Below are 21,204 nucleotides of genomic sequence, written 5' to 3' on the forward strand. Positions count from 1 at the left end.
TCTCTGCAAATACAATACATCACAGAGTTTCTAACTTAAGAAACTTATTATTTTGGTCAGTTGTTAGTCTAAACTGGCCTTTAATGCCTAATTGACTAAGAAATGGTCTGAATCGTGCGGCGGGTAACTGCAAACGTAAACCGTTATGTGTGACGACTTGAACAACACTTGCCGCGCCAGAATAATGGGATAAAAACGTTTGATATGAAATGTTGAGGTTGAAGTAGTAATAGTTCATGAAGTAAAAACTAAGTGACATAAACAATAAGGTGGCCTTAATGACCACCCTATTGTGTTGTTTACTATTCGTCTAGTGCTTTAGTCACTTTTTCGAATAAGTCTTTAGCAAGATTATCCATTGCTTTGAGCTTTTCAAGTTCTGCTTTGATCAAAGCTTGGCGACCTTCATCGTATTTACGGAACTTAAGCAAAGGATCAATCATTCTAGATGCGACTTGTGGGTTCGAATCATTAAGTTGGCGAAGGATTTCTCCTGCAAATTGGTAACCTGCACCAGATTTATCATGGAAACGCACAGGGTTAGCACTTAAGAATGAGCCAATCAAACTGCGCGTACGGTTCGGATTTTTCAAGCTAAATGCTTCGTGGTTCATGGTTGCTTTTACTTTTTCAAGAGCATCCTCTGCAGGATTGCTACCTTGAAGTGCAAACCACTTGTCCATAACCAAACCATCGTGCTTCCATTTATCGCTATAATCTGCCATAAGAACTTCACGACACTCAAGCTGAGCACTATTTGCAGCACTCATCGCTGCAATCGTATCTGTCATGTTATTTGCAGATGCGTATTGTGCTTTCACTAAATCATTACCTTTTTCCGTATGTGCTAGGTATTGCAGACAACGGTTACGTAATGCACGCTTGCCAATCGCAGCATGATCGATCGTGTACTCTGTTTGCTTCAGTGTATGATAAGTTGCACTTAGCTCATCTTCTAAATCTTGAGAAAGTGACACTGTAATGCTGTTTAGCACTTTGTCTACGGCATCGATGTCAATTTGCTGGTACCAGCCAGTAATCTCATTAATTGAAGGCAAAGAGAAAACTTGAGCAATGAAAGCTGGCTCAAGCGTCTCATCCAATAGCACTCCACGGAACGCATCTATCACGCCTTCAGAAAGCGACACGTCTTGTCCGGCTTGAACGTTTTTCACGTTCTGACGAATGTACTTAGCCAATAGCATTTGGCTTGCATCCCAACGAGCGAAGTCATTCGTCGCGTGCTTCATCAAGAAGACTAATTCATCATCACTGTAGTCGTATTCTAGTTTTACTGGTGCCGAGAATTCACGCAACAAAGATGGCACTGGCTGTTCTTCGACATTTTCAAATACGAACGTTTGCTTATCTTGTTTAATATCTAGCACGTTATGAACCGATTTACCGTTAATCATCAACGGGATAACTCGACCTTTCGAATCGTAAAGCTCGATATCAAACGGAATGTGCAGCGCTTGCTTCTCAGCCTGGTCTTGCGTTGGCTCCGTAAATTGCTCTACCGTTAGTGCGTAAGTTTTTGCATTGGCATTGTATTCGCTATTTACGCGCAGCGTCGGTGTACCAGACTGGCTGTACCATAGACGGAATTGTTTTAAATCGACACCGGTGGCATCTTCCATCGCAGAAACAAAGTCTTCACATGTGGCAGCAGTACCATCGTGACGTTCAAAGTAAAGTTTCATCCCTTTTTGGAAGCCCTCTTCGCCAAGGAGTGTATGGTACATGCGAATAACTTCGCTGCCCTTTTCATACACTGTTAGCGTGTAGAAGTTATTCATCTCAATTACTTTGTCAGGACGAATCGGGTGAGACATTGGGCTTGCATCTTCTGCAAACTGAGGGCCACGGATGATACGTACGTTATCGATGCGGTTATCTGCACGAGAGCCTAAGTCAGAAGAGAATTCTTGGTCACGGAATACGGTTAAGCCTTCTTTTAGACTTAGTTGGAACCAGTCACGACAAGTGACACGGTTGCCAGTCCAGTTGTGGAAGTACTCATGACCGATTACAGCTTCGATACCTAAGTAGTCACGATCCGTCGCCGTTTGGTCATTCGCCAGAACATACTTTGAGTTAAAGATGTTTAGGCCTTTGTTTTCCATTGCGCCCATATTGAAGAAATCAACGGCAACGATCATGTAAATATCCAGATCGTATTCAAGGCCAAAGCGTTCTTCATCCCACTTCATCGAGTTGATCAGCGATGTCATCGCATGGCCTGCACGATCTAAGTTACCTTTATCAACAAAGATTTCTAAATCAACACTGCGACCTGACATCGTTGTGTATTTGTCACGCAGTACGTCAAAGTCCCCTGCGACAAGAGCAAACAAGTAAGCTGGCTTTGGATGCGGGTCCTGCCATTGAACCCAATGACGACCTTTCTCTGCATCGCCTTCTGCAATTCGGTTACCATTGCTCAGCAAATATGGATAAGCGGATTTATCTGCGATCACTTTTGTCGTGTATTTTGCCAGAACATCAGGACGATCTAAGTAATAAGTAATACGACGGAAGCCCTCGGCCTCACACTGAGTACAAAATGCGCCGCCTGATTTGTACAAACCTTCGAGTGCTGTATTCGCTTCAGGATCAATTTTGGTGACGATTTCAAGTTCAAACTCGGATGGAAGATCGGTCAGTACAAGCGATGATTCTTTCACTTCGTGATGAGCCCAATCCTCACCGTTTACTTTTACAGCGCGCAGCTCAAGCCCCTCGCCATCGAGTTCTAGCGTTGTTGTATCGCCTTTTTGAGCAACCTTTGATATCGCCGTAACGATGGTGTCTTTGTCATAAAGATCAAACGTAAGATCGATATCGGTAATCGCGTGAGATGGCTCTTGATAATCTTTACGATATTTGGCCTGGGGAGCTTGGGACATGAGCATAAATCCTTGTATGTCGAACAACAAAAATACCAGACTGCATGATCAAAAATGCAGTTCTGGTATCACTATATAAGCTATTTGTAGGGGTTGTGGTATCAGAATACAAGTCTTTCCATCAAAAAACGGAGCTTTTAGTGCTCTAGCTCCGTTTTTTGATTAACATTTAAACAACATTGACAATTTACCGTATGCTCGCGTAATTTGTCGTAGCAAGATAAGCTATCAAGGCGTTACCCGATTAAGTACCGCGTACATATCGCCATTTGAATCTTCAATCGTTAATTCATTTTTGTTGAGCTTATAGGTGGTCCCGTGCTCGCCATTTTCATAGAGCAAGACTAAATATTCATCTTCTGTGTAGAAAACACCTTGCTTGATTGACTCATCCCCTTCTTCGTTGGATACCCGAAACATAAACACGAAGTCAGGTTGAAGTATCAGATCCATATGGTTGATGTTGTTTGCCACAAGGCCATCTCCAGATACATAAGAGCTAGACCATATGCCCGCTAGCGAGTTAGACAACCCTTTAGTAAAAGTCACACCATTAAGATCAAGCGTATTGTGATTATTGCGATAGGCATAAATTTGAGGCTCATCTGTGTTTAAGCCAAGAACGATGGTGTCTTCATTGGCGTTATACAATCCTTCCCAATGATCGACAGAATAATCTTTCTTTTGAATATCAATAGAAAAGCTGTAGTCGGAACCCAATGACAGTTTTATCGCACGAAAATTTTCAGCCGACTCTTCGGGGTTTGGGTTCATTAAATACCAGTCTCCGATGAGAAACGGCGTGTCAAAGTGACTTAATTCATCTTCTCTGGTGTTTTCTCCGCTAAACACACTAAAGCAGCAAAAGCTAAGTAAAATAAAGAACCATTTCATATCGGCATCCTTATCGTTTTCTTTTAGCTTAGGCAGTAGTCCTCACTTTCGCGAAATTTTAGATGTAGATCACGTAAATTATTGGGAAAAAATAAGCGAATATCTTACTTGATACTCAATACAAACAAAGATGAAAAGACATAAAAAAAGAGTGAGCCTGAAAGACTCACTCTTTTTACTTTGAATTGCCAGTTATTATGACTGATTTTTCTGCTTAAGCAGATCAACCATAATCGCGACAGACTCATCTAAATAAACATCAGGCGCTTCATAATCTTTAGGTATATCATCCAATGTTTTGAACGCTTCCTTACCTAAAGCAGCTTGACGCTCATTGATGCGTTGCAATCGAAGGGCTTCCGCTTTATCCGATTCAGCCTTACGAACTTTCTCGTTCAAAGACAACATATTATCGTCTTTTTCTTTACGATACTTCTCTATGTCTTCATTGATGAAACGGAATTCCATCTCATCAGAAATACGCTTGTTATGAAGAGCGGTGAGTTTTTCAACTAGTGCTTCGTTGCTTGGGAAGGTTTGATATTTTGCTTTATCAATCTGATCCCAAGGTAGTGCATTGTCTTCTACACTTTCACCCGTTTCAGAAGCTTCAATTGGTGTTGGGTACGAAATATCGGGTGCAACACCACGATTTTGCGTACTTCCACCGTCAATACGGTAGAACTTCTGAATCGTGTACTGAACGTAGCCTAGCTCTTTATCGAAAAGATCGTAGATATGATTCAGTGAACGATGCTGTTGAACCGTACCTTTACCGAAAGAATTTTCACCTAAAATAATTGCACGATTATAATCTTGCATTGCTGCTGCAAAAATTTCAGACGCTGAAGCACTGTAGCGGTTAATCAACACCGTCAGCGGACCATCGTAGCTCACTTTTCCGTCAGTATCGGCGTTCACCTTAATACGACCATAGCTGTCACGAACTTGAACAACAGGACCTTCTTTAATGAATAACCCTGTTAATGCTGTCGCTTCCGTTAATGCACCACCACCGTTGTTACGTAGATCAACGATTACGCCGTCAACGTTTTTGGTTTTTAACTCAGCAAGCAGTTTATCGGTATCTTTCGACAAACCGACGTAGAAACTTGGCACTTCTAAAATACCAATCTTCTTACCATCTTTTTCGATGATCTCCGACTTAACTGCGCGATCTTCTAGGCGAACTTTGTCACGAACAATTGTGACAATGTAACTCTTCGCATCGTTACCTTCTGGCAAGATCTGTAGATTAACCTTTGTGCCTTTTGGGCCTTTGATTAATTGAACTACATCATCCAGACGCCAACCGATCACGTCGACAATCTCTTCACCATCTTGTCCAACACCGATGATTCGATCCCCTTCGCCAAGCTGCTTGCTCTTCGACGCAGGGCCACCAACAACAAGTGAACGAATTACTGTGTAATCGTCAGTCATTTGCAGAACGGCACCAATACCTTCCAGAGAAAGGTTCATTTCCGATTGGAATTGCTCAGCATTACGTGGAGAAAGGTAGCTAGTATGAGGGTCGACTTGTCGGGCGAAGGCATTCATATATAACTGGAATGCATCTTCGTTATTAGTCTGTGTGATCCGCTTCATCGCGTTGTTATAACGCTTCTCTAAAACCTCTTTAATCTCTGGCCATTCTTTGCCAGTCAGTTTCAGATTTAACGCGTCATATTTCACGCGCTTACGCCATAACTCGTTGAGCTCCGCTTCGTCTTTTGGCCATGCAGCTTCAGAACGGTCTAACTCTATCTCGTCATCAGTATCAAACTTGATCTCTTCGTCGAGTAGCGTTAACGCATAAGCAAAGCGCTCGAAACGCTTTTGCATTGAGAGGTTATAAACATCAAAAGCAATTTGGTTGTTACCAGCCTTTAGCTGATCATCAAGCTCAATTGACCAGTCTTTAAAAGAGTCGATGTCCGCTTGAGTAAAAATATTTCTATTATAATCAAGCAACTCTACATAGCGTTCAAAGATCGCTTTAGAGAAATCATCATTGAGGCTGAAGTGCTTATAATGAGAGCGGGTAAATCGCGAGGTGACTCGTTTGCTAGCTGTTTCATGCTGAACTTCAGGAGAAAGAACCGGCAGGTCATCTTTATGTAGTTTGGCTTCAAGAGCCTGAGCTGATGCTGCTAGCCATAAGCTAGCAGCAATCAGGGTCACTTTTGAACGGCAATTCATGCGTAGGAGTATCTCCTTTATGCGCGCAAGTGCTCCGCTTTCACAACCATTTGTAGGCCGTTAGCAAGTTGAACACGTACATCATCCTTATTGATTTCAACAATGGTCGCTGCCATGTTTCCTTTGCCCATGTTCACGTTAACTGCGTTACCTACTGTGATTTCATCAGCATTTAGAGCGCGCGTTTCTACAGGCTTAGTTGGTTTTTGTACTTTTGGTTTATTAGTACGACGAGGCTGTTGAGGCTTTTTAGCCGCAGGTTTCGCTTTCGCCTTACCCTCGTCACGAGCTTTTTGTGCTTGTTCTTTACGACGAGCCTGAACTTTCGCCTTGCTTTCTGCAAGTGTCGCTTTCGCGTGTTCAACGTGCTCTTCTTCTAGTTCACCACAAGGGTTGCCATCTAGGTCTACACGTACTGCACCTGGTTTTACACCGTGTAGGTAACGCCATGATGAAGTGTACTGTCTTAACGCTGCACGAAGCTGTGTTTTGCTTACTTTTTCGTCTTCACTTAGACGTTCCGCAAGATCTTGAAAAATACCAATTTTCAGAGGTTTTGCTTCACCTTCTAAAGTAAAGCACTTAGGGAAACATTCAGCAATATATGCAATAACTTCTTTGCTGTTTTTTAACTTTTCAGTCATGAGGGGTCCTGATTTGAGCGGATTTCCGCGAGCATTAAGAAAAAATATTCTCGTATTATAGTGACATGCCAAGGAAAAACCACACTCGAAGGCTAATTTATGCGTCGTTCGCGTGTGAATTAAGCAGCTTTTCTACTTCAGCCATGAAATGAGTGAGACCTTCTTCGTCTGTTTCATTGAATCGACCAATACTTGGGCTGTCAATATCAAGGACACCAACCACCTTTCCATTAATAGAAAATGGAATCACAATTTCTGAATTGCTCGCTGCATCGCACGCTATATGTCCCTCAAATTCATGAACGTCGTATACTCTTTGTATGGTGTTAGTTTTTGCAGCAGTACCACAGACACCGCGCCCCATAGGAATGCGGACACAAGCTGGTTTTCCTTGGAACGGACCAAGAATGAGCTCTTCACCTTTTGCTAGGTAAAAGCCAGCCCAGTTAAGATCGTCCAATTCCATGAAAAGCAGTGAGCTCAAGTTTGCTAGGTTAGCAATAAAGTCTGGCTCAGACTCAATTAGAGCAACGGCTTGTTTGGTTAGTCTATGGTATTGTTCTATGTTCATATTAACTTCCTACTTACTATAAAAGCTTCCATTCTCACTGTATGGCGCTAAAATGCAGCCCTACTTTATAATAGGACTTATTCTCAATTACAATGCTTCTGAAAAATGACACTATTAGCCGTTCTTGGTTGATAACACAAGTAAAAAAGCACAAGTCCAAGCTGATCATAGCGAACTTGATAGCGGTGCTTGCAACCTTGATTAGTGTTCCAATCCCCCTTCTCATGCCGTTGATGGTTGATGAGGTTTTATTGGACCAACCAGCAAAAGGCTTAGCTGCTATGAATGCCATTCTCCCTGAAGCGTGGCACACTCCGACGGGTTATATATTTTTCACCCTTTTCTTGGTCGTCCTGATGCGAGCTGCAAGTCAGGGGTTAAATATCCTTCAAAGCCGACAATTTACACTTGTTTCTAAAACGATCACGTTTGAGATGCGCAGTAAAATGATCGACAAGCTTGGTCGTATCAGCATCCGCCAATACGAAACCAAAGGCAGCGGAGGCATCAACGCCCACCTTATCACTGACATTGAAACCATTGATAAATTTATTGGTTCTACGTTAGCAAAATTCGTTATCAGTTTTTTAACGGTCATTGGTACTGCCATCGTTCTGCTTTGGCTCGACTGGCGACTTGGTCTATTTATTCTGCTAGTTAACCCTATTGTCATTTACTTCTCACGTAAACTAGGAAGTATGGTTAAACATCTGAAACGGAAGGAAAATCATTCTTTTGAAATTTTCCAAAATCGTTTAGTTGAAACATTAGATGGCATTTACCAGCTGCGCGCAGCCAATAAAGAGCGAGAATTTCTCCAGCAACTCAAAGACAGTGCGAACCAAGTTCGCGTGGATGCAGACAAGTATGCGTGGCAATCAGAGGCGGCAGGTCGCGTCTCTTTCTTACTCTTCTTAATCGGTTTTGAGTTATTCAGAGCCGTCGCCATGCTGATGGTCATGTTTAGTGACCTCACTATTGGTCAAATCTTTGCTGTTTTTGGTTACCTATGGTTTATGTTGTCTCCTGTTCAAGAGCTGCTCGGCATTCAGTTTTCTTGGTACAGCGCGAAAGCTGCGTTAAAACGCATCAACGACTTACTAGTATTAGAAGAAGAACAAAGACCGGTACCTAAGGTAAATCCTTTCAAAGAAGACAGAGAAGTCGATGTTAAAGTAGAAAACGTAGACTTCTCTTATAATAATGAAAACAAAGTCCTAGATAACCTTTCTTTACATATACCGGCAGGAAAGAAAGTGGCGTTAGTTGGTGCGAGCGGAGGCGGTAAGTCGACCTTAATACAACTACTTATTGGGGTTTATCGTCAAAACTCCGGTAGCATTCGCTTTAATGATGAATTAACAGAAGATATTGGTTTTGAAGTAATTCGCGACAAAATTGCCGTGGTATTACAGCAACCTATACTATTTAACGACACCTTGAGGCATAATCTAACGCTCGGTGGGAATTTTGACGAAATGTCACTTTGGCGAGCACTTGAAGTTGCTCAGCTGCAAGATGTTATTTCTCAACTGAACCACGGTTTGGATACTCAAGTCGGCCGTAACGGCATTCGTTTGTCAGGTGGTCAACGACAACGCCTTGCCATCGCAAGAATGGTGCTGAGTAATCCTCAATTTGTTATTTTAGATGAAGCCACGTCTGCGCTTGATACCGCTACTGAAGCGGCATTGCACAAAGCATTGACTGAATTCTTACGTGGTAGAACAACATTAATCGTTGCGCACCGTCTATCAGCCGTAAAACAAGCAGATTTGATCTACGTGCTTGAAGATGGAAAAGTGACGCAAACAGGTACTCATGGTGAGTTAGTTGAGCAAGAAGGCTTATATCAAACCTTATATGGGGGCATACAGTCCCACGCTTAAATCGTTCAAGTTAGAGAGGTCGTTATGACCTCTCTGTCTAAGCACGCCATGCAGCCAAATAATGTGCGCTTGTGCCAAGGTTGCGAATTGCCTGTCGATATCGTCGACTTACCCAATGGAAAAAATGCACACTGTCCTCGTTGTGGCACACAGTTGTATCGAGGCGGTAGCCCTAGTCTCTCAGGTAATTTAGCCGTCGCGATAACCTGTATCCTGCTATTTATTCCATCACACTTTTTTAACTTTATTAGTATCCGACTCTTTGGTGTAATGATTCCGGCAACCCTACCTTCAGGGATGATCACATTGATGGAAGAAGGCTTTGTTCTTCTTTCACTGCTTATTCTATTTTGTAGCTCTCTAGCGCCGCTGACGGTTTGTGTTTCAGTGGTTACGGCACATATCTCGCTGCATCAACGGTGGTTTCGAGGGCTTCGTGTTTCACTGTGGTTAATTCAACATTTGAAACATTGGGTAATGCTGGATGTGTTCTTAGTTAGCATCGCCATTTCCTGCTTCAAACTCCAAGATTATTCCGACATTTTTGTAGGCCCAGGGCTAATTGGTCTGGTTCTTTTGCAGATATTTACCGTTTTGTTAGTTTCTCGAATCAGTGTGCGTCGTTACTGGGAAGCCTGGAAACCAGAAAGCCTTTATTCCTTTGAACACAAAGACGTGCATTGCCATGAGTGCCACCTGTCTCAACCTGAAGGTGACCATTGTCGGCGTTGTCACCACGAGTTATATCATCGCAAGCCCAACTCCATTCAGAAGACGTGGGCTTACCTCATTGCGGCAACGATAGCGATTTTCCCAGCCAACTTGATTCCTATTTCCATCTTGCTGACCAATGGCAAACGTTTGGAAGATACTATTTTCTCAGGCGTAGCTGGGTTGGTAAAAAGCGGTATGTATGGCATCGCAGTGATCATTTTTGTGGCCAGTATTGTTGTGCCAGTTGTAAAAATACTTGGCCTTGCCTACATCATGCTTTGCATTCAATTCAAACGTTCAGTGTTTAAGAGACAACGAATGATGGTTTACTTTGTTGTTAAATGGATCGGTAAATGGTCTGTGATGGACTTGTTTGTTATTTCTATCATGATGACCTTAGTCGATCGTGGTCAGATACTTGATTTCACACCAGGATATGGCGCCGTGGCCTTTGGTGTTGTCGTGGTATTGACCATGCTTGCAGCGGAAAGTATTGATCCAAGGCTAATCTGGGACCAAACAGGCCCAACACAATCAGAAAAAGAGTCAATGAATGAGTGATCAGAACAGTTCTCAAACGTCATACGTGCCAGATGTAAAGCGGAGCAAAGGCATATCTCCTCTTTGGCTTTTGCCAATTTTGACCATGGTCTTAGCTGGCTGGCTTGTGGTGAAGTCGATACACGATGCAGGACAACGGGTGCAAATCTATTTTTCTGACGCTGCTGGCTTGGTCGCCGGGCGAACCACTATCCGTTACCAAGGGCTAGAAGTCGGTATGGTGAGAGACATTAACCTCACTGAAGATCTCGGCAGTATTTATGTTGATGCCGATATCTACCCTGAAGCGGCAAAATTGCTGAACGATAAAACTCGCTTTTGGCTGGTAAAACCAACAGCAAGCCTAACGGGAGTTTCTGGGCTCGATGCGCTCGTGTCGGGTAATTACATATCGATTCAACCTGGAGATGGTCAAGAGTTTGAAACAACGTTCCATGCGTTAGACTCTGCACCAACAGATTTGCGCGTTTCACAAGGTTTGAACATTAAACTCAAAAGCCGCGATTTAGGTGGTGTGTCGATTGGATCTCAAATTGTTTATAAGAAAATTCCAATCGGTGAAGTCTACAGCTACCAGCTGGATGAAGACGCAAAATCTATAACGATTCAAGCCAACATCCAGGATCAATACCGACATATCATTAACAACCGCAGTCGGTTCTGGAACGTAAGTGGAATCGGTGCCAGCATAGGTTTTGAAGGCGTCGATGTAAGGCTAGAAAGCATGAGTGCTCTACTCGGAGGCGCGATCGCCGTCGATTCTCCGGATGACGGTGAGCCTGTAGAAGAGAATACTGAATTCCGTCTGTATAAAGATTTGAAAACTGCAGGTCGAGGTATCGCTGTTAAAATCGTCCTCCCTGATGACAGTAAAATCAGTGGCGAAGGCGCACCCATTATGTATCGCGGAATCGAGATTGGCCAAGTTACAGACTTAAACCTATCCGAAGGGCGAGAAGTGATATTAGCGTCAGCGGCAATTCAACCAGCTTTCAGTGACATGCTGACGACAGGTACCCGATTCGTCTTAGAAGAAGCAAAAGTGTCCCTCTCTGGTGTTGAAAACATTGCCAATCTCGTGAGAGGAAACTTCTTAACCATTGTGCCAGGTGCCGGTGATCGCTCTCGCCGCTTTACTGCCATTCGTAAAAACGTTTTTAACCAACAGCAAGAAAAGTCCATCGCTATTCGTTTAGTGTCTGACAACTCGTTTGGCCTAGATAGCGGTGCCAACGTGCTTTACAAAGGCATCGTTGTCGGTTCAATTATCAACGTAGGCTTAGTTGAAGAAGGTAAAAAATCGCAACATGAAGTATTTATGGATGTATTGATTGATCATGAATACAAACACCTGATCAAATCAAACAACCGTTTTTATGTAACCGGAAGTGCCTCTGCAGAATTAACGGAATCGGGCCTCAGCGTTACCGTTCCTCCGGCAAAACAGTTGTTAACTGGGTCCATTAGCTTTGTAAGCGAAGGCAAGCAAGATATTCAAAAAGAGTATCAACTATTCCAAAACGAATCATTGGCAGAACTAGCACAGTACAACCAAAGTGGCTCTAGAGCACTCACACTGTTTGCTTCTGAATTGCCGCCGATTTCCAAAGGCAGCCCTCTGCTCTATCGTAATCTTCCTGTTGGTAACGTCTCCGATTTCCAATTGGTTGATGGCGGTGTGTTAATTAAAGCAACCATCGAAAACCGCTTTGCTTACCTCGTAACACCGCAAACCGTCTTTTGGAACCGTTCAGGGATCGAGATAGATGCATCGTTAGCTGGCGTGAGTGTGAAAGCTCACCCTTTAAAATCATTAATCGAAGGTGGCATCGCTTTTGACTCTGTTCCTGGCGTTGAAAACAAAATTGGAGACAACTGGAAGTTATATACGGATCAAAAAACCGCACGCAAATTTGGACGCGTTATTGCGTTAGAAACAGACGGCTCACAAGAAATTGCCAAAGGAATGCCGATAGAGTATCAAGGCGTCAAAGTTGGTGAAGTCACACTGGTTGTACCGAATTTTCGTCGCAATATGGTTGAAATCACCGCAAGAATCCTACCTGAATACGTAGAAAACATTGCGGTTGAAGGCTCACATTTTTGGCTAACTGAGCCAGAGATTGGCTTAGGGGGCGTGAAAAACCTTGGCGCATTGGTGTCGAAATCTATCAGTGTTGAGCCAGGTAAAGGTAAAGCTAAATTTGATTTTCAGTTGGAAAACGGTTCAGAACGTGTTCAGGGCATGATGTTTACTTTACAAAGTGAACAACGAGGCTCAGTACAAGTCGGAACGCCTATTCTTTACCGCCAGATGGAAGTCGGCCAAGTAACCGACGTGAGCCTAGGAGAATTTGCCGATCGCGTCGTCACGACCATCAAGATACAGCCTGAATATGCTTACCTCGTTCGTCAAAACAGTGTGTTTTGGAATGTTTCAGGAGTAGATGTCTCCATCGGAATTACTGGTGCGAACATCAAAGCGGGCACATTTGATAGTTTAGTTCGCGGAGGAATTGCGTTTTCAACGCCAGAGCAATCGACTATTCCACCAGCGGCAAAAAGTGGGCAATCTTTCTTTTTGTATCCACAAGCTGAAGAAGGTTGGACTCAATGGCGTACTGCGATTCCTAAGCCGTAGAATAAAGCTCAATTCACATACAATTGAAGTTTGAGTACCTTAAAAGAGCAGCAATCGCTGCTCTTTTTTATTGCTCGGCCCTTGTCACTATTCGTTTCTGCTTCGCTTTCGTATATTATTTGCCACAAATTCTGCAAACGAGATCCCACATTGCATCCTAATGTTTACATCCCAGACGCGTTTCTGGAAAAAATCCAAACTATCCTTCCTGCTCACCTCAACATGGAAGACTTTATCGCATCGTGCCAAAAGCCACTGCGCAAAAGTATTCGTGTTAATACGTTGAAGATCAGTGTTGAAGCGTTTCTAGAACGTGCAGACGCAAAAGGCTGGAAGCTTTCTCCTGTGCCTTGGTGTGACACAGGGTTTTGGATTGAAGCGGACGAGTCAGTTGTACCATTAGGCAACACTGCAGAGCACATGTCAGGCTTATTCTACATTCAAGAAGCCAGTTCAATGATGCCAGTATCTGCGCTGTTTATGAATGACGAATCTTACGATGCCGTGTTAGATACAGCAGCTGCACCAGGATCAAAGACCACTCAAATCGCGGCTTTAATGAACAATGAAGGCGTTCTCGTGGCTAATGAATACGCCGCAAGTCGTGTAAAAGTGCTGCATGCCAACGTGGAACGTTGTGGTGTACGTAACGCCGCACTAAGTAACTTCGATGGGCGCGTTTTTGGCGGTTGGCTACCAGAACAATTTGATGCGGTTCTGCTCGACGCGCCCTGCTCCGGCGAAGGCACCGTTCGCAAAGACGAAGATGCAATGAAAAACTGGACGCAAGCTTCCGTGCTCGACATCGCTGACACACAGAAGGATCTTATTGAAAGCGCCTTCCATGCACTAAAGCCCGGTGGTGTGATGGTTTACTCAACGTGCACACTCAGTACCGAAGAAAACCAACAAGTTTGTCATCACTTGAAAGAAACCTTTGGTGATGCCGTTGAGTTTGAAAGCCTTGAGACCTTGTTTGAAAACGCAAATGCTGCTCTAACTGAAGAAGGTTTTTTGCATATCTTTCCACAGGTCTACGACTGCGAAGGGTTCTTTGTTGCAAGAATTCGTAAACTGGCTGCTGTTGAACCACCAAAGGTCAAAAAGCGCATGGGTAAGTTCCCGTTTACCAAAGCATCGAAAAAAGAATCGGTTGAAATTGCCCAACAGCTGCAAAGTGCGTTAGGTATTGAACTTCCGAATGACAGTTCTGTATGGCTTCGCGATAAAGATGTCTGGTTGTTCCCTAATTCTTTAGAGCCAATGATCGGCGAATTACGCTTCTCCCGTATGGGTATAAAGATCGCGGAAGCCCATAAAAATGGCTACCGTTGGCAGCATCAGGTGGCAACGGCATTAGCGACGGGCTCTGAGGCAAACGCCATCGAGCTAACCATTGAAGAAGCGCGCGAATGGTACATGGGACGTGATGTTCGCCCACAAACGATTCCTGAGGGAATGAAAACAGGTAAAGGCGAAGTACTTGTCACCTATCAAGGCGCAGTCATTGGCCTTGGAAAGTGGGTAAGCAACAGAATAAAGAATGGTCTTCCTCGCGAATTAGTACGAGATAAGAACTTATTTTAAAGAAGTAACGAATCATAAATAAATGAAAAGCCATCGTATTTGCGATGGCTTTTTAATTCGTAAGTATGAAAGCAACTGGGCTCGCTAGCGATCCGGATACGCTGTACTAAACTAGTTGTATCAAAGTAATGCTTTGATATGGCATTTCTCTCTATGTTCACCAACAAAAATTATTGTTGGACAAGTTTAGCGCAGGCTCTGCGGAGCCGTTTCCCCTAGGCCCAAAAAAAGGAAAAGTTTGGGCCGTTTTTTTGGCTGCAGATCCGCTATACGTAAGTTTGGGCTACGCCAGACGAATACCTTCTTTCTCGATAACAATTTTGCCCTGCTTGTACAATCCACCAATGGTCTTTTTGTAAGTACCTTTACTTGTACGGAAAGCATCAAAAATCGCTTCAGGAGAAGACTTATCGTTCAAAGGTAAAAAGCCGCCTTTCTTCTCTAACAGATCAAGAATCTTGCTAGAAAGATCGTCCATTTTTGCCACGCCGACTTTTTGTAGCGCGAGATCGATTTTACCATCTTCACGAACTTGCTTAATAAAGCCTTTCAGTTTCTTACCGATGTAAAGCTTACCAAACACATCCGATGGGAAAATCATGCCCCAATGCTTACCGTTAACAATCGCTTTGTAGCCAAGTTGACTGCGCTCTGCGATGATCAAATCAACTTGTTCGTTAACTTCATAATTCGCCGGAGTTTTGTCTAACCATTTGTTGAACTTAGTCGTACCAACAATGCGGCCTGACGCTTTGTCAGTATATACATAGACAAGAATAGTTTGTCCCGCAGAGAAGCGAGTGCGTTGCTCACTAAAAGGAATAAGTAAATCCTTCTCTTTGATGCCCCAATTTACAAAAGCACCTGTCGCGTTGACGCCCTCAATCTTCATTAAGCCCCATTCACCCACTTGGGCAATAGGTCTTTCAATGGTCGCAGCAAGCTGGCTTTCTGAATCGAAGTACAAAAATACGTCTACATGATCACCAATTTCAGTACCCTCTGGTACATACTTATTAGGCAGTAGAACAGAACCGTAATCATCACCATCCAGAAATACGCCAAAATCAGCCTTTTTAATGACTTCTAAGCTGTTAATTTGACCAATTTTAATCATTGATTTTGTCTCTTTTTAAATTTACGTGAAATTATACCTAAACTAACAAGAAAATCAGAGAGAAAAGCATAGTGCTCTGTTATGCTGTTGTCGTTCAGCTATATGCCCCAGTCACTCTTTTAGCACTTTTATGCTTACCTGCTCAACAGAACGCATAAGTTAAGAATGCTTTAACAAAGTCAGGAGCTTTCTTTGGTCACCGTCGATAAACAAGACTCAATAACATTAAAAATCAGTCATGCACTCGCAAAGAGCAAAAGTGTCGACCTAGATATTTACTTTTTTATACCTGGTGAGCTTGGTTTAAACGCCGATATCATCAGTGAATCCGAATTTTATTACACTTCAATCACACAGCAACGCTCTTATTACAGTACTGAAATCCTTCTACCGCTAGTACACAGTCGACTTGCCAAGCGTGGACGCCTGTCGAATCAGCAATACCGAGTAAGTTTGAGCTTGTTCGCTTACCAATACGTTATCGCGCTAGACAAAGCGGTGGCAAGTTTAAACAAGCATCAGAACAACTCCGTAACGGAAGATGAAGTTGACGAAGTTATCGAGCTCACGCTTGAGATCTTAAAGCGCTTGCGACGTTCTATTCCTTATGAAGAGAACTTAAAACGGTACTACGTTAACATCGATAACTATCTGTCTTGGTATACCGAGCAAAAGTTTTTATCTCTAGTGGCTCATCTCCCACGTGAAGGCGATTATGGCACGATTAAGAAACGCTTGATCACGCTCTGTGAAAAAGAGCAAGCCCATCGAAAACTCAACAAGTACAACTCTCCAAGAGTCGTTGAAGACGTTACTCGTCTATCTAACAAAATGCGCTTGCTAAGACGCTTGATTGAACACCCTATCGTGCTTCGTGAAGAAACCATATCAATGGGTAACAACATCAAGCGTGCTATCAAAGGTATTGCTACTGGCTTGGTGATGGTTGTCGTGACCTCAACCGTGATTCTCGCTCGCGATTACCTTGGGGAAATTTCCGCGTCCTTTATTATCGCGATGTCATTTATTTATGCTCTGCGAGAAATCTTTAAAGATGATTTGCGCGATGCGATGTGGCGATGGATCCGTAAAGGCAAGCCAAAGTGGCGTAAGAAGTATGTTGATCCAACAACGAAAAAAGTGGTCGGCAGAAAATTAGAGTGGCTCGATTATCGTACGTTAAGTAGCTTGCCAGATAAGATTCAAAGAATACGTAAGAAGCGCGTCGTACAGCGCGAAGAACAGATACTTCATTATCACGAGAAAACCGAAATGGCGACCTCTCTATTCTTGAGTGGTTATGAGCAAACAAGAGAAACACTGAACATCAGTTTGCGCCCTATCATCCGCTTGATGGATAAAAGCTCAAACCGAGTTTACCGTTTAAATGAAGGGCAAGTGACCAAAGAGTCAGTAGAGAAACGTCATTTGCTCAATGTGATTGTCAAAGAGGACAACCACACCGATGAGCCTGTTTATTACCGTTGGAAAGTGGTCTTAAACCGCTCCAAAATCGTCTCGATTGAGCAGATTGAACTCAATTAAAGCGATATTTTTTAAAAACAGCAAACCACTAAGCAGCCTCTTTTCTTTGTTGGGCTGCTTTTTTTATCGAAAGAGTCAATGAGAATTCTGCCATAGGTTCGTCACCATGTAAGCTAGGACACAACGCGACGATTTTTACATCGCGATTCACTCGTTCACCCGTTGCCAACGTATGATCGAGCATCTCATCAATGACATGACCATCGTTACAAACAAAGTGCACATCGGCTTCCGGGCGCTTTAAAAACTCGGCTTTCACCCCTTTAAATGCCAGCGAGATCGCTTCTCCCTTTTCTTGCGCTTTACTCATAGCAAGAAAACCACCAGCAACATCAGCGCCAACGGCTAAAGCGCCGAAATACATGCTATTCAGGTGGTTCTTCGTCCTTCTGCGCAATGGGATACGAACCTCAACATGCTTGCTATCTATCGCAATGATTTTAGGGTGGCAAAGCCAAATCAGCGGCACTTTTGAAAAGCCAAACAGATTTAGATACAAATTCGCACGACGTAGAGCTGATAACATTTTGGTCTCCTTACCAATCTAGTCAGACCAGTTAATCAACGAAAGAAATAGATGTCAAAGAAATGTTAACAAAAGCTCGATCTCACGAGTTATTCAACCTTCAGGAAGTGACGGCGTCACCCGTAAGGTATGAAGTTTATCGCAGTTACTTAGATTACCTTACAGCGAGATAGAGAAAATGGTTATAAATTCAAATGTATATATATATTGATTTAATGATCAAGTTTTGTCATTTATACATAAGTCATTTAAATGAATACCTACACCTTTGTATACAATTCGGTATTTCCTGGCGAAGATTCCCGTGAAACGGTTTATTCCTGCCTGTAATTCCGTTATCTTTACCCCTTCGCAATAGAGAATAAAGCTATAACATGCCTATAAAAACAGATGAATTGAGAACCCAACCTTTGGGTCCAATGCCTACCCCAGCAGAGCTAGGTAGTGTACATCCTATTACGGATGACGTTGCAGACCGTATCGCTCAATCTCGTCGTCAGATTGAAAACATTTTATCGGGTGAAGACAATCGCCTTCTTGCGATTGTAGGTCCGTGTTCTGTTCACGACACTGAAGCTGCCATTGATTACGCCACTCGTCTGAGTGAAATCCAAGACAAGTACAAAGACGAGCTATTTATCGTGATGCGTACTTACTTTGAAAAGCCTCGTACAGTAGTTGGTTGGAAAGGTTTGATTACGGACCCTAACCTAGATGGTTCTTACGCACTTGAAGCTGGTCTTCATAAAGCTCGTAAACTACTACTGGATATCAACAAGCTTGGTCTTGCGACTGCTACTGAGTTTCTTGATATGATCACTGGTCAATACATCGCGGATTTGATCACTTGGGGCGCGATTGGTGCTCGCACAACGGAATCACAAATTCACCGTGAAATGGCGTCGGCACTATCTTGCCCAGTTGGTTTCAAAAATGGCACAAATGGCAACGTAAAAATTGCAATTGATGCAATTCGCGCATCGAAAGCATCGCATTACTTCTACTCGCCAGATAAGAACGGTCGAATGACGGTTTACCGCACAAGTGGCAACCCTTACGGTCATATTATTCTGCGCGGTGGAGAAAAAGGCCCTAACTTTGATGAAGCATCAGTCAAACAAGCATGTGATGCTTTAGCTGAGTTTGGATTGCCACAACGTTTGGTTGTGGATTTCAGCCATGCAAACTGTCAGAAGCAACACAGAAAACAAATCGACGTAGCTCAAGACATTTGTAACCAAATTAAGTCAGGCAGCACTCGTATTGCGGGTATCATGGCCGAAAGCTTTATTCTTGAAGGCAATCAGCCAATGACTGACATCAATAACCTAACGTATGGTCAGTCTATTACAGATCCGTGCCTAGGTTGGGAAGACACTGCTACAATGCTAGATATGCTGGCAAGCGCTGTTAAGTCCCGAAAGTCCCTATAACAAAATAATCAAGGAATCTTCATGCCATCGTTTGATATTGTTTCTGAAATCGATACGGTTGAACTACGTAACGCCGTTGATAATGCTAACCGTGAATTGTCTACTCGTTTCGATTTCCGCAACGTAAATGCGAGCTTTGAGCTAGTAGAAGAAAACGTAAAAATGTCTGCGGAAGGTGACTTCCAACTTAAGCAAATGCGCGACATTTTACGCGGCCACTTAGCGAAGCGTAACATTGACGCGAACGCAATGGATGCACAAGACCCAGACGTTACTGGTAAAAACTGGCACCAAACTCTGCTTTTCCGCCAAGGTATTGATACTCCAACGGCGAAAAAAGTAGTGAAACTTATCAAAGACGCAAAGTTAAAAGTACAAGCCTCTATTCAAGGCGACAAAGTACGTGTTACTGGTAAGAAACGCGACGACCTGCAAGCGACAATGGCAGCGATTCGTGAAGCAGAGATGGGTATCCCATTCCAGTTTAACAACTTTCGTGATTAATCAATCTGAGAAGTAAATAAAAACGCCAGCGGATTATGCGCTGGCGTTTTTTATTGGCTTTTGTGTAACGAACTACGTATCCATTTTTAGCATTTGGCATTGCTAGATAACTAAGTCCTGCCCTTGCAGCAATAAGAACTCGCTCGTCCCTTTAGGGATAAACACGCAAACTCGAAGCTTTTCAGATTTAGCCTTGGTCAACATATCAGAGAGTTCAGCTGCGCTCGAGAAAGCTTCTCGCTCTGCATCTCTTCGTATTAGCTCTAACACGTTCGCTTCGCATCGAGTTGAGTAAAGTGCTAGCTCGGCTTGTTGCATGTAGCGCACGGCCTTAATTGGCAACATCTCAACGTCTTTCCCTACCTGTATCCAAGTACAACTTCCCTTTTCATCCAAAGGTGTTGTAATGGTCGCTTGGTAAATCGTTTCTAACTCTCTATTATCTCGCGCGTTTTCAACCTCAGGATTCGAGAAGAATTGCTCCCAAAACTTACGACGTAAATCGACGCTAGGTAGTGCTTCTTTAATCGAATTACGCTTTGAGTTAGCAAAGTCCGCCATCAACCCCATGTTTTGTGGCAGTATCGATTCAAGCTTTTCACGGATGTTTCGAATTAAAACTGGTGAGGCGCCGCCACTAGAAATAGCAATTTGTATGCGGCCACGATTGATCATAGAGGGCGTAATGAAGTCACAATAAGGCTTATCATCCACAACGTTCACTAGGATGCCTAATTCTTTCGCATCTTTATACACTTGGTGATTTAGCTCAGGATTATCTGTCGTGGCCCACACTTGAACAAAGCTTTTAGTGACAATGTCACTTGAATAGAAACGTTGCACCCAGCGCACTTGATGCTCTGCAGCAAGCTTAGACAGAAAATCGACCAACGTTGGAGAAACGATAGTGACATCCGCCCCTGCTTTTAGCAAAGCTTCCACCTTTCTGCTTGCCACTTCACCGCCGCCCACGACAAGAACGGGTTTATTGATTAAATCTAAGAACAGAGGAAAATATCGCATTTCAATCCATGATTACTCTAATTAGCTTTTGCAGACCATGCTACCAAAAATGGGGCAAGCTCATCACCCTGTTTCGGTATCACAAATAATTTTTGTTCGAATTTTTACTGAACTTCACCAAGCTCAGCTAATGACAGTTTTAATAACAACTTTTTATTCTCTTGTATTGTTCACTCTTCTATTGATTGTTCTGATGCACCAAATTGTCCATGAATTGCACTATTTACAAACAATTAACATTTCGTCATTCTAAATCTCAAGGCACTTTGTAAGTTCTCTCAAAACTTCATTTAAATTATATATTTGAGAATTAACAGATCCTTTCCTACGCTTATAACTGGTTGATCTATCGGATGCCGTTTCTTCGAAAATCAATCACGTAGGACGATAACTCTAACGAATTGGACACGTTATTTCAGGTCACTCCTGATTAAACATGGATCA

The 21,204-nt window shown here is 43.1% G+C and carries 16 protein-coding genes; 7 read left to right on the plus strand and 9 right to left on the minus strand.

Translation table 11 applies throughout. The features are described from left to right. Positions 1-19: 19 nt before the first annotated feature. The 6 genes from NB463_RS22785 to NB463_RS22810 form a co-directional block, all read right to left on the minus strand. Positions 20-238: a DUF2835 domain-containing protein gene (locus NB463_RS22785; RefSeq protein ID WP_046876238.1), complete on the minus strand. Its 219-nt coding sequence runs from the start codon at positions 236-238 to the stop codon at positions 20-22. A gap of 64 nt (positions 239-302) precedes the next feature. Then, positions 303-2,909, minus strand: coding sequence for an aminopeptidase N (pepN, locus tag NB463_RS22790; RefSeq protein WP_258431558.1), 2,607 nt, complete (start codon positions 2,907-2,909; stop codon positions 303-305). A gap of 228 nt (positions 2,910-3,137) precedes the next feature. Next, the gene (locus NB463_RS22795) at positions 3,138-3,803 is read right to left on the minus strand and encodes a hypothetical protein (RefSeq protein ID WP_005396553.1); all 666 of its coding nucleotides are present in this window, start codon (positions 3,801-3,803) and stop codon (positions 3,138-3,140) included. 195 nt (positions 3,804-3,998) lie between these two features. Next, positions 3,999-6,005 (minus strand): carboxy terminal-processing peptidase, encoded by a 2,007-nt coding sequence (prc, locus tag NB463_RS22800; RefSeq protein WP_047010359.1) that lies wholly within the window; start codon positions 6,003-6,005, stop codon positions 3,999-4,001. A gap of 17 nt (positions 6,006-6,022) precedes the next feature. Continuing rightward, a complete protein-coding gene (gene proQ / locus NB463_RS22805; RefSeq protein ID WP_047010360.1) occupies positions 6,023-6,649 on the minus strand; it encodes an RNA chaperone ProQ in 627 nt (208 codons plus the stop codon). A gap of 97 nt (positions 6,650-6,746) precedes the next feature. Continuing rightward, positions 6,747-7,220, minus strand: a complete 474-nt coding sequence (locus NB463_RS22810; RefSeq protein ID WP_012841805.1) for a GAF domain-containing protein — start codon at positions 7,218-7,220, stop codon at positions 6,747-6,749. Between the two features lie 92 nt (positions 7,221-7,312). Here NB463_RS22810 and NB463_RS22815 point away from each other — a divergent pair, with 92 nt between their 5' ends. The 4 genes from NB463_RS22815 (at position 7,313) to rsmF (ending at position 14,612) form a co-directional block, all read left to right on the plus strand. After that, a complete protein-coding gene (locus NB463_RS22815; protein WP_006743267.1) occupies positions 7,313-9,109 on the plus strand; it encodes an ABC transporter ATP-binding protein in 1,797 nt (598 codons plus the stop codon). Between the two features lie 24 nt (positions 9,110-9,133). Continuing rightward, entirely contained in the window at positions 9,134-10,384 is a 1,251-nt protein-coding gene (locus NB463_RS22820) for a paraquat-inducible protein A (RefSeq protein WP_109168316.1), read from the plus strand. Continuing rightward, positions 10,377-13,025, plus strand: coding sequence for a PqiB family protein (locus tag NB463_RS22825; RefSeq protein ID WP_104971741.1), 2,649 nt, complete (start codon positions 10,377-10,379; stop codon positions 13,023-13,025). The genes NB463_RS22820 and NB463_RS22825 overlap by 8 nt, the downstream gene beginning before the upstream one ends. A gap of 150 nt (positions 13,026-13,175) precedes the next feature. Continuing rightward, a complete protein-coding gene (gene rsmF, locus NB463_RS22830; protein WP_258431559.1) occupies positions 13,176-14,612 on the plus strand; it encodes a 16S rRNA (cytosine(1407)-C(5))-methyltransferase RsmF in 1,437 nt (478 codons plus the stop codon). Positions 14,613-14,895: 283 nt separating this feature from the next. Here rsmF and NB463_RS22835 read toward each other — a convergent pair whose 3' ends face one another. After that, positions 14,896-15,729: a CvfB family protein gene (locus tag NB463_RS22835; RefSeq protein ID WP_258431560.1), complete on the minus strand. Its 834-nt coding sequence runs from the start codon at positions 15,727-15,729 to the stop codon at positions 14,896-14,898. 192 nt (positions 15,730-15,921) lie between these two features. Between NB463_RS22835 and NB463_RS22840 the strand changes: the two genes are divergently transcribed. Then, a complete protein-coding gene (locus NB463_RS22840) occupies positions 15,922-17,274 on the plus strand; it encodes a hypothetical protein (RefSeq protein WP_006743263.1) in 1,353 nt (450 codons plus the stop codon). Positions 17,275-17,302: 28 nt separating this feature from the next. Here NB463_RS22840 and NB463_RS22845 read toward each other — a convergent pair whose 3' ends face one another. Further along, positions 17,303-17,800 carry a DUF4442 domain-containing protein gene (locus NB463_RS22845; RefSeq protein WP_139060470.1) on the minus strand — a complete coding sequence of 166 codons (498 nt, stop codon included), beginning with the start codon at positions 17,798-17,800 and terminating at the stop codon, positions 17,303-17,305. A gap of 374 nt (positions 17,801-18,174) precedes the next feature. On the opposite strand from NB463_RS22845, the gene NB463_RS22850 reads away from it, so the two are divergent. Both NB463_RS22850 and NB463_RS22855 read left to right on the plus strand, forming a co-directional pair. After that, positions 18,175-19,233, plus strand: coding sequence for a 3-deoxy-7-phosphoheptulonate synthase (locus NB463_RS22850; RefSeq protein WP_005377417.1), 1,059 nt, complete (start codon positions 18,175-18,177; stop codon positions 19,231-19,233). Between the two features lie 21 nt (positions 19,234-19,254). Beyond that, a complete protein-coding gene (locus tag NB463_RS22855; RefSeq protein WP_005377415.1) occupies positions 19,255-19,737 on the plus strand; it encodes a YajQ family cyclic di-GMP-binding protein in 483 nt (160 codons plus the stop codon). 102 nt (positions 19,738-19,839) lie between these two features. Here NB463_RS22855 and NB463_RS22860 read toward each other — a convergent pair whose 3' ends face one another. Then, positions 19,840-20,760 (minus strand): precorrin-2 dehydrogenase/sirohydrochlorin ferrochelatase family protein, encoded by a 921-nt coding sequence (locus NB463_RS22860; RefSeq protein ID WP_258431561.1) that lies wholly within the window; start codon positions 20,758-20,760, stop codon positions 19,840-19,842. Positions 20,761-21,204 lie beyond the last annotated feature (444 nt).

The organism is Vibrio sp. RM-41-2B (genome assembly GCF_024744415.1).
In the GTDB taxonomy this organism is placed as follows: domain Bacteria; phylum Pseudomonadota; class Gammaproteobacteria; order Enterobacterales; family Vibrionaceae; genus Vibrio; species Vibrio diabolicus.